The sequence below is a fragment of the Verrucomicrobiales bacterium genome, from assembly GCA_016793885.1.
In the GTDB taxonomy this organism is placed as follows: Bacteria; Verrucomicrobiota; Verrucomicrobiia; order Limisphaerales; family UBA11320; genus UBA11320.
The window spans coordinates 1-4385 of record JAEUHE010000182.1 but is presented as its reverse complement, the minus strand read 5'-3'; the positions used below and the strand labels follow the sequence as shown (position 1 = coordinate 4385).

The following is a 4385-nucleotide window of genomic DNA, read 5'->3' as shown; positions in this document are numbered from 1 at the left end:
CCCACGATGGGGTTGTGGATTCTATGGCGTTTTCCCCAGGGTAGCTCGTTCCTCCCAACCCTGGGCTTTGAGGCGCAATCCCGTTGGGATAGGGAGGAAGCCCTCCGAACTTGTGGGTAATGCTCAGGGCACGACACCGCTTTTCATTCGCACCGCCTTGCCCCCTCCGACCCACGCATTCACAATCGGCGCACCCTCAGCCACTCCGTCGCCCGCACGAAAAGCGGAGACATGTCTCCGCAGTCCATAGCGCCCCCATCCCAGCGTCACTCAGCCCTTGATCAGGGCTTAGGCCGCTTCCACCAACTTGTCCGCAGTGGGCCCATGAACCTGATACAGCTCATCGGCGAGATACGCTGACTGACCGAACTCGCCATGGATCGCCACGATCGTAGGAACCTCTGGTGAAGGGATCAGAAAAAGAATTCCTTCGCAGTGGACAGGAGAGACCTGGATTGGTTAGTGAATTGCATGCACCTTGGCATCCACCTGTGGATATTACTCTTCGTTCTGCTCCCCCTCACCGGCATCACTGCTGAATCCCATGTAATCTTGATTACCATCGACGGGTTCCCTGCCTCCGCCTTGAACGATCCGAAGGCCTCCATCCCCACGTTGCGGGCGCTCGCTCGCCACGGCGTGTCCGCCGAAGGCATGCGAGTTTCCAACCCGACCATGACCTGGCCCAACCACACCACCTTGGTCACCGGGATGAGGGCTCGGCAACACAGCGTCCTGTTTAATGGCATCATGACCCGAAGCGGCACGGGAGTTATGTCTGTCGACGGTAGGAAGGACAAAAAGGATCTGGTTGCAGTACCAACCCTGTTTGATCTGGTTCATGCCGCCGGACGTCGGACAGCCGGAATCAATTGGCCATGCACGCGCAACGCAGGAACTTTGGACGACGACTTCCCGGACGTTCCCCAGAATCTCTTCTTCACCACCCCCAGGCTAAGACAGGAGTTGGTCGGACAGGGAGTGCTGGCGGATCCTACCGACGAGACATTCTCAACGCTGAGTGGGCCCGCGCGCGACACAGTATGGAAGGAAGCCGCCTGTCACGTCATCCGAACCCGCAAGCCTCATTTCCTCCTGCTGCATTTACTCAACATGGATGGGATTCACCACAAATACGGGCCCGGATCTCCGGCGAGATACACGGCGCTAACGTTGGCTGACTATTACATTCGTGATGTCCTTAGTGCACTCGACGATGCAGGAATTCGCGACCAGACCACGCTGCTGATTGTGGCGGATCACGGGTTCGCGATGGCGGAAAAAGTCATCCTTCCCAATGTGTTGCTCAAACAGGCTGGACTTCTCGAAACCACCCCCGCCGGAGTAATCACGAGGACGAGGGCTCAACTGGTTCCCGAAGGAGGAACCGGAATGCTGTACCTGACCCAACCGGCCACTCGCGATGAGGACAGAAAGAAAGTTCTCGAACTGTTGCTTGGAAAAGAAGGAATTGCAGAAGTCCTAACTCCGGACCGCTTCGCCGAATTGGGCCTCCCCACCCCGTCCGAAAATTCCGGGATGGGGGACCTTCTCCTCGTCGCCAAGGACGGCTACGGGGTCTCTGGACTGGTGTCGGGAACCGACTACGTGCAACCGACCGGCGGCTCGGTCAACGCCGGGTATCACGGTTACCTGTCCACCAATCCCAAAATGAACGCGCTGTTCATAGCCACCGGCCGCGGCATCCGTCGCCAGGCTGCGATTGGCCTCGTCGACAACATTGATGTCGCGCCGACGCTCGCCAAACTGCTCGGTTTATCCTTCGGCCGAACCGACGGCAAAGTGCTCACCCAAATCCTCGAGTAGCGGCCCAGACCTAGCGGACTCCCCGGCAAAAAACCTTCTTCCGGCTGAGGGGAGAGGAGTTTTTCATATGGACCGCGGTGGCACGATCTGAGTGACGAGTGGTAGTGAGTGACGAGTTGGGAGCGCCTTGTACCATCCTCCGTCTGCGGACGATGCCCCTTCGGCAACTCATCACTCATCCCTCATCACTCATCACTCATCCCTTGATCAAGGCCTGGGCCGCTTCCACCAGTTTGTCCGCGGTGAGTCCATGCGCCTGATACAGCTCGTCGGCGAGATACGCCGACTGACCGAACTCGCCATGGATCGCCAAGGTCTTCAGCCGATGCGCAATGCCAGCGTCGGACAGAGCATGCGACACCTGAGCGCCCATGCCGCCGATGGCCTGATGATCCTCGATGGTCACCAAACGGCCGGAGCAGCGTTTCACGGCTTCGCCGATGGTAGCCACATCCACCCGGTTGATGAACGGGTTGTTGATCACCGTGGCTTGAATGCCCAGATCGGCGAGTTTCTTACCCGCGTCGATCGCCTTGCTGAGCAAGGGTCCCGAGGCGACGAGCACGACATCGTTGCCCGTGCGGAGCACCTGCGCCTTGCCCCATTCGAACTTCGCGCCTTCAACCCAGGTGAGGGGATAATTCTCGCGTCCCACGAAGAACAGGTGGCTCTCGCCATCCTTGCCGGCTTGACGATCGGCAGCGATGCGCTTGATGGCCTCATACATGAAGGCCTCCGCTTCATCCGAGCAGGAAGGAGCGATCACGACCGTGTGCGGAATGGAACTGGTCGCGGCAAAATAGGTGGTAGCCTGGTGAGAAGCTCCATCCGCCGCATCCTGGAACCCGACATGGGAGAACATCGCGATGACCGGAGCTTGGGACAAGGCCGCCATCGTCAGGGGGAGATTCCCCTTGGTGACGCCGAATTGACCGAAGGTATCCACAATGGGGATATAGCCCGCTTTGGAGAATCCGGCGGCGACGCTGACCATGTTGGATTCGGCGATCCCGACTTCCACAAAACGATCCGGAAGGCTCTTCTGGAAGGAGCTGATTCCCGTGGAGCCCTGAACGTCCGAGGAAATGGAGTAGACCGGATAGCCCTCGCTGGCCGCGCGAACCGCGCCTTTGGCCAACCCGCTCTGGACCTTGTCCTTCTTCACCGCCGGGGCGGCGGTCGCCGGAGCAGCAGCCGCTTTGGCTTTCTTAGCGGCTTCCTTTTGCTCCCAATCGGTGCGCAGAGCCTTGGCCCAGGTGGCGAACTCTTCCGGCGGTTGCCCGCCGTAGATCTCGCTCACGAACTCGACAATTTTCTCACCATTGGCCAGAGGGAACCCATGACCGCCAGCGGAGTTCTCCTCCGTCGATTTCACACCGTAGCCCTTGATGGTCTTGATCCAGAGCGCGACCGGTCGACTCGGATTGGCCTTCGCTTCAGCGATTCCCTTCTCCACCGCGAGGTAGACCGCCTGGAGATCGTGACCGTTGGGGACCTTGATCACATTCCAACCCAACACCGCGAGGGCCTCGAAGGACGGCTGCATGGAGAAAGAGTCCTTGGTGATCCGGCCGGACAGCTTGGTGTCGTTGTCGGAAATAACCGCGACAAACGGGTTCATCCGACCCTTGGCTGCGAGACCCGGGACGGCGGCGAACGCTTCCTTGGCTTCACCTTCCATCGAAGCGCCATCGGACACCACGCACAGGGTGACGCGATCGCGCCCGGACACTTTGTCGGCCATGGCCAACCCTTGCGCTTGAGGAAACGCGGAGCCGAGCGGGCCGTTGCTCATAAGCACGCCCTCGGGATTCAAATGTGCTTCGCCGTGGCCGGTCAGCTTGCTCTTGATGCCGCGAAATCCCTTCAAGCTCTCGAAGGTCATGCCATCGAAGCCGTAGTTGGACCGCAAGGCATAGATGCCGTTTTCGGCATGGCCCGCGTCATTCACAAAATGGTAGGCCTCATGCCATTCCCTTCCCTGGACGGAGAACATGATCGAATGGACGGCGGCCAACATCTCAGCGAAGGCAGCGGGACCTCCCCAATGACAAGCCGCTCCGCCATTAACCGCATGAACGTCCATCAGCGCTACCAGCGCTCGGGTCGCCCGGGGGCAAGCCACCACAACCTCTTGGCCCGCAGCGTTTTTCACCCGAACCGCATACTTCGGAGCCTGACGAGGAGTCGAGGCCAGTTTGGACTTCACGGTCAACGCTTTCAGGGGAGGAGCGTCCACCGGTTTCGCAACAGACGTATCAGCAGCCATAGTTCAATTTAGTAAATTCTATTCAATGCCAGACAACTCAAAGTAAGGTCGCAGAGGTTAGAAAGAGCTGGAGAAATGTGAAGAACGAATTTCGGGCGGGGAAAGAGGGGGATTCCAGCTCCGCTGTGGGGACGAAAGCGGTAGAGGGCTCTGAGTATTACCCACAAGTTCGGAGGGCTTCCTCCCTATCCCAACGGGATTGCGCCTCAAAGCCCAGGGTTGGGAGGAACGAGCTACCCTGGGGAAAACGCCATAGAATCCACAACCCCATCGTGGGTTGCGAACCCTG

Annotated in this window: 2 protein-coding genes; one reads left to right on the top strand and one right to left on the bottom strand. The window is 59.2% G+C overall.

Features of this window, described 5'->3' with window-relative positions:
- The first annotated feature begins 471 nt into the window (after positions 1–471).
- Entirely contained in the window at positions 472–1827 is a 1356-nt protein-coding gene (locus JNN07_21240; GenBank protein ID MBL9170274.1) for an alkaline phosphatase family protein, read from the top strand.
- A 196-nt stretch (positions 1828–2023) separates the two neighbouring features.
- Here the strand turns inward: JNN07_21240 and JNN07_21235 are convergent, their stop codons facing one another.
- Positions 2024–4096, bottom strand: a complete 2073-nt coding sequence (locus JNN07_21235) for a hypothetical protein (GenBank protein MBL9170273.1) — start codon at positions 4094–4096, stop codon at positions 2024–2026.
- Positions 4097–4385: the final 289 nt, after the last annotated feature.

Coding starts and splice junctions, on each gene's coding strand:
- JNN07_21240 (MBL9170274.1), top strand. CDS start 472: ATGCACCTTGGCATCCACCTGTGGATATTACTCTTCGTTCTGCTCCCC.
- JNN07_21235 (MBL9170273.1), bottom strand. CDS start 4,096: ATGGCTGCTGATACGTCTGTTGCGAAACCGGTGGACGCTCCTCCCCTG.